Annotated in this window: 2 protein-coding genes; one reads left to right on the forward strand and one right to left on the reverse strand. The window is 44.2% G+C overall.

Annotation, left to right across the window (positions count from 1 at the left end; genetic code table 11):
- Nucleotides 1-213 precede the first annotated feature (213 nt).
- A complete protein-coding gene (locus tag CWC03_RS18125) occupies nucleotides 214-1,401 on the reverse strand; it encodes a BaiN/RdsA family NAD(P)/FAD-dependent oxidoreductase (RefSeq protein ID WP_138583072.1) in 1,188 nt (395 codons plus the stop codon).
- A 543-nt stretch (nucleotides 1,402-1,944) separates the two neighbouring features.
- On the opposite strand from CWC03_RS18125, the gene CWC03_RS18130 reads away from it, so the two are divergent.
- Entirely contained in the window at nucleotides 1,945-4,095 is a 2,151-nt protein-coding gene (locus tag CWC03_RS18130; protein ID WP_128727617.1) for a S8 family peptidase, read from the forward strand.
- Nucleotides 4,096-4,433 lie beyond the last annotated feature (338 nt).

A 4,433-nucleotide genomic window follows, 5' to 3' on the forward strand; every position in this document is an offset into this window, starting at 1 on the left:
CAAAATTAGTTGACCACTACAGCAGATAAAAACATTAAAAGCGACATCACTTCCACATTAATGTTTACAAATGGTACAGTTAAAATGTGTCAAAAAATCGAAGACAAAAATATTCTTATATTTCTTATTTAGTTAGCTTAATGTACCGTGTTAAATAAGAGCTTCCTGTCTTCGAATTAGCAAAACTGTCTTCGAAACCATTCCACGAAAACACTAACAAGCCTGTCCGCATGCCCAGCCGGAGCTCCACGCGTATTGGAAGTTATAGCCCCCGAGCCATCCGGTGACATCGGTTACTTCGCCGATAAAGTACAGGCCTTTTTGTTTTTTTGCTTCGAAGGTTTTTGAGCTTAATTCGTCGGTATCTACACCACCTAATGTAACCTCTGCGGTGCGATAACCCTCTGTGCCATTTGGTTTTATTTTCCAGCTGGTGAGAGTTTCAGTGAGCTTTTCAATCTCTGTGTGGCTGAGTTGGTTGGCGTTTTTATCCGGGATGCTGCCGTCGCTGATTAGGGCTTCAATAAAGCGCTTTGGTAGGATGCTCGAAAGCAAGTTCTTCAGGCTCTTTTGCCCTTGTTCACTGCGCCAGTCATGAAGTTGTGCTTGCACATCTAAGTCAGGTAGTAAATTGATGCTAACAAACTCTCCTGCTTTCCAAAATGAGCTGATCTGCAAAATTGCAGGGCCAGATAAGCCTCTGTGGGTAAAGAGAATATTTTCTCTAAATTGGATACCGCTTTCGCTAGTCACTAGGCTGTCTACGCTAATACCAGACAAACCATCAAAGCGTGCTTTGTCGTGATCATGAAGTGTAAATGGCACAAGCGCTGCCGTGGTTGGTAACACCGTTAAACCGAATTGCTCCGCTATTTTGTAGCCGATTGGCGTTGCGCCAAGTTTTGGCATGGTTAGGCCACCAGCGGCGATCACCACTGACTCGCAGTTAAAGGTTTGAGTTGTGGTTTTGACTAAGTAGCGACCATCAGCTTGATGTTCAACCGCAAGGACTTCTTGGCGTAAGTGAAGTGACACGCCCGCCCAGTCACATTCTGTAAGAAGAATATCGACAATGTCTTGCGCGCTATTGTCACAAAACAATTGTCCAAGTGTTTTGTGGTGGTATGCAAGGCCATGGCGGTCTACCAATTCAATAAAGTCATGTTGGGTATAGCGACTCAAGCACGACTTTATAAAGTGTGGATTTTTACATAGATAGTTAGCAGGTGAAGCATTTTCGTTGGTAAAATTACAGCGACCACCGCCACTGATCAAAATTTTACGACCAGGCTTTTTTCCCATATCAACCACTGCAACTTGTCGCCCTCGGTATCCAGCCTGTGCAGCACACATCAATCCTGCAGCACCTGCGCCGATAACGACTACCTCTATTTGTTGCATAAACTCACTCAACTTTTTATCTAAGATTTCTACACCTACCGTTTTGCCAACAGTTTAGCTTTAAACGGCAAAATCGCGACCAAGCGAAAATTATACCTAGATTCTTTATCTAATCACAGCTAGGAATATCGATAGCCACTCGCATACCTTTTAAACACTTGTAAACATTATGTCAGCGCTATCATCTATCAAACCGTCAAAAATAGGAAAATACAACTAGAACAGCTAAAAAAACCAAACCTTTAATATTAATAAATTCTTCGCTCTATTGGCTACAAATGCTTCACAAAGTTAAAAACACTATTTTGTTTACAGTCATTTACAATGTAACTGAAATTTATTCACTCTCTCACAAAAATGAAAAATATCGATTAAAAACAATACAGTAAGAATTTTTATAGCCATTTATCCGTCCACATATAACTAAAAAATTAGTGTAAATAACAAAACAGCGCTTTCTTTTTTTTAACTAGGAGTTTACTTTCACTAACCATCAGCTTTTTATTAACAGCTGAACAACAAGTTAGAAACTAGGGAAACATTATGACAATCAATAAAAACTTTAAGCGCGCTGCACTAAGCGTCGCAGTGAGCGCATTATTCACTGCAACAGCAGTTACAGCCGCACCTGCACAATCAATCGGCCAAGATGCAGCACTTGCAGCAACAGCACAAAAACTATCATCACAAAGCACACTTGGTACACAGTTCATCATCAAGTACAAAGATGCTAGTTCGCAAATGATGAGCCTTTCATCTGCGGATCTTGCCCCTGCAAAAATGCAACAACGTGCAGAAAGCTTTGTACAAGGCTTTAAGAGCAGTAAAGCGAGTGCTCGCGCTCAATATGTTCGCCCAATGGCGTTAAGTAACCACCACGTTATGCGTGCTGACAAAAAGCTATCAGCAAAAGAAGCACAAGCATTCATGAACGAAGTGATGGCTTCTGGTAATGTTGAATACATCGAAATTGACCAAATGCTAAAGCCATTCGCAACGCCTAACGATCCGCGTTATAACGATCAATGGCATTACTTTGAAGCTGCAGCTGGTATTAATGCTCCTGCTGCGTGGGATAAAGCAACAGGTCAAGGTGTGGTAGTTGCGGTACTAGATACAGGTTATCGCCCACATTTAGACTTAGATGCCAACATTCTGCCTGGCTATGACATGATCTCTAATACCTTTGTTGCTAACGATGGTGGCGCACGTGACAACGATGCTCGTGACCCTGGTGATGCAGTCACTCGTGGTGAATGTGGAACTGACTCTTCAGGTCAACCGGTACCACGCGCGGATCAAGACTCAAGCTGGCATGGTACACACGTAGCGGGAACCGTTGCTGCTGTCACAAATAATGGTGAAGGTGTTGCTGGTGTTGCTTACGACGCTAAGGTAGTGCCTGTACGTGTTCTTGGTAAATGTGGTGGTTTAACATCTGACATCGCTGACGGCATCATATGGGCATCTGGCGGCTCGGTATCTGGTGTACCTGCAAATGCTAACCCTGCTGATGTTATCAACATGAGTTTAGGTGGTGGCGGTGCATGTAGCGCAACCACACAAAATGCAATCAACCAAGCACGTAACAACGGTACGGTAATTGTTATTGCGGCAGGTAACGACAACGATAACTCAGCAAACTACAACCCAGGTAACTGTAATGGCGTTGTAAACGTAGCATCTGTAGGTCGTGATGGTAGCCGTGCTTACTACTCAAACTATGGTGCAAACATTGATGTTGCCGCTCCTGGTGGCGCACAAAGTTTTGCAAATGATCCTGAAGGTATCTTGTCTACGCATAACTCAGGCTCTGGTGCACCTTCAAATGATAGCTACCACTACTCACAAGGTACGTCTATGGCGGCACCTCACGTTGCGGGTGTTGCTGCGCTAATCAAACAAGCAAAACCATCTGCTACACCTGATGAAGTAGAAACTATCTTGAAAAACACTACACGCAGCTTCGCGGGTAACTGTTCAAACTGTGGTACAGGTGTTGTTGATGCAGCCGCTGCGGTAAATGAAGCTTTAGGCGGTGTTGTCACACCACCAACAGGTAATACGCTTGAAGATGGCGTAGCAAAAACAGGCCTAAGCGGCGCTGCTGGCAGCAATCAATTTTTCACTTTTGATGTACCTGCTGGAAAAACCAATGTGACCTTCACCATGAGTGGTGGAACAGGTGATGCTGACCTTTATGTAAAACTTGGCAGTCAACCAACTTCAAGTAGCTATGACTGTCGCCCATATGAAGGTGGCAATGCCGAAGTTTGTAGCTTTGACGCGCCTCAAGCTGGTACATACCATGTAATGATTAACGGTTATAAAGCTTATTCAGGCGTAAGCTTAGTTGCTGCAACTTCGGGCTCTAGCACAGGTGGTCCACAAGCAGGTGGTGGTACAATTGAAGATATTTCAGCGTCAAGCGGTCAGTGGGTTCACTACACTATCGAAGTACCTGAGGGTATGAGCGACTTCACCGTGAAAACATTTGGTGGCTCAGGTGACGCTGACTTATTCGTTAAGTTTGGCTCTCAACCTACAGCAAGCAGCTATGATTGTCGTCCATATGAAGGCGGTAATACCGAGACTTGTGTAATCACTAATCCGCAAGCAGGTACATGGCACCTAAGCATTAACGCTTACCGTACGTTCTCTGGTCTAACGTTAGACGCACAGTACAAGCCATAAGCAAAATTTAGTAGGCTCAGATTGAGTCTTCTTTCCCCAACGAGAGGCCGCATTTGCGGCCTTTTTAATTATTTTGTAGAGCGGTTCAGCTTACAGTAGTCGAGATAAATCTCGACCTACAAAACTCGCTGATGGGTACGAGTTTACCTCACAATCTTTTAATTACTCGCCGCGTGAGGCGGCTCCGACGTTTTAGCTTACAGTGGTCGAGATAAATCTCGACCTACGGCACTCGCTGGAGGGAAGTAGTTTACCTCACAAGCTTTTAACTGCTCGCCGCGTGAAGCGGCTCCGACGTTTTAGCTTATGCTGTCGAAATAAATCTCGACCTACAAAAC

The organism is Pseudoalteromonas sp. S2755, assembly GCF_005886535.1.
Lineage (GTDB): Bacteria > Pseudomonadota > Gammaproteobacteria > Enterobacterales > Alteromonadaceae > Pseudoalteromonas.

Bases quoted from the DNA above. Each gene is read 5' to 3' on its own strand.
- CWC03_RS18125 (WP_138583072.1), bottom strand. From the start codon at position 1,401: ATGCAACAAATAGAGGTAGTCGTTATCGGCGCAGGTGCTGCAGGATTG.
- CWC03_RS18130 (WP_128727617.1), top strand. From the start codon at position 1,945: ATGACAATCAATAAAAACTTTAAGCGCGCTGCACTAAGCGTCGCAGTG.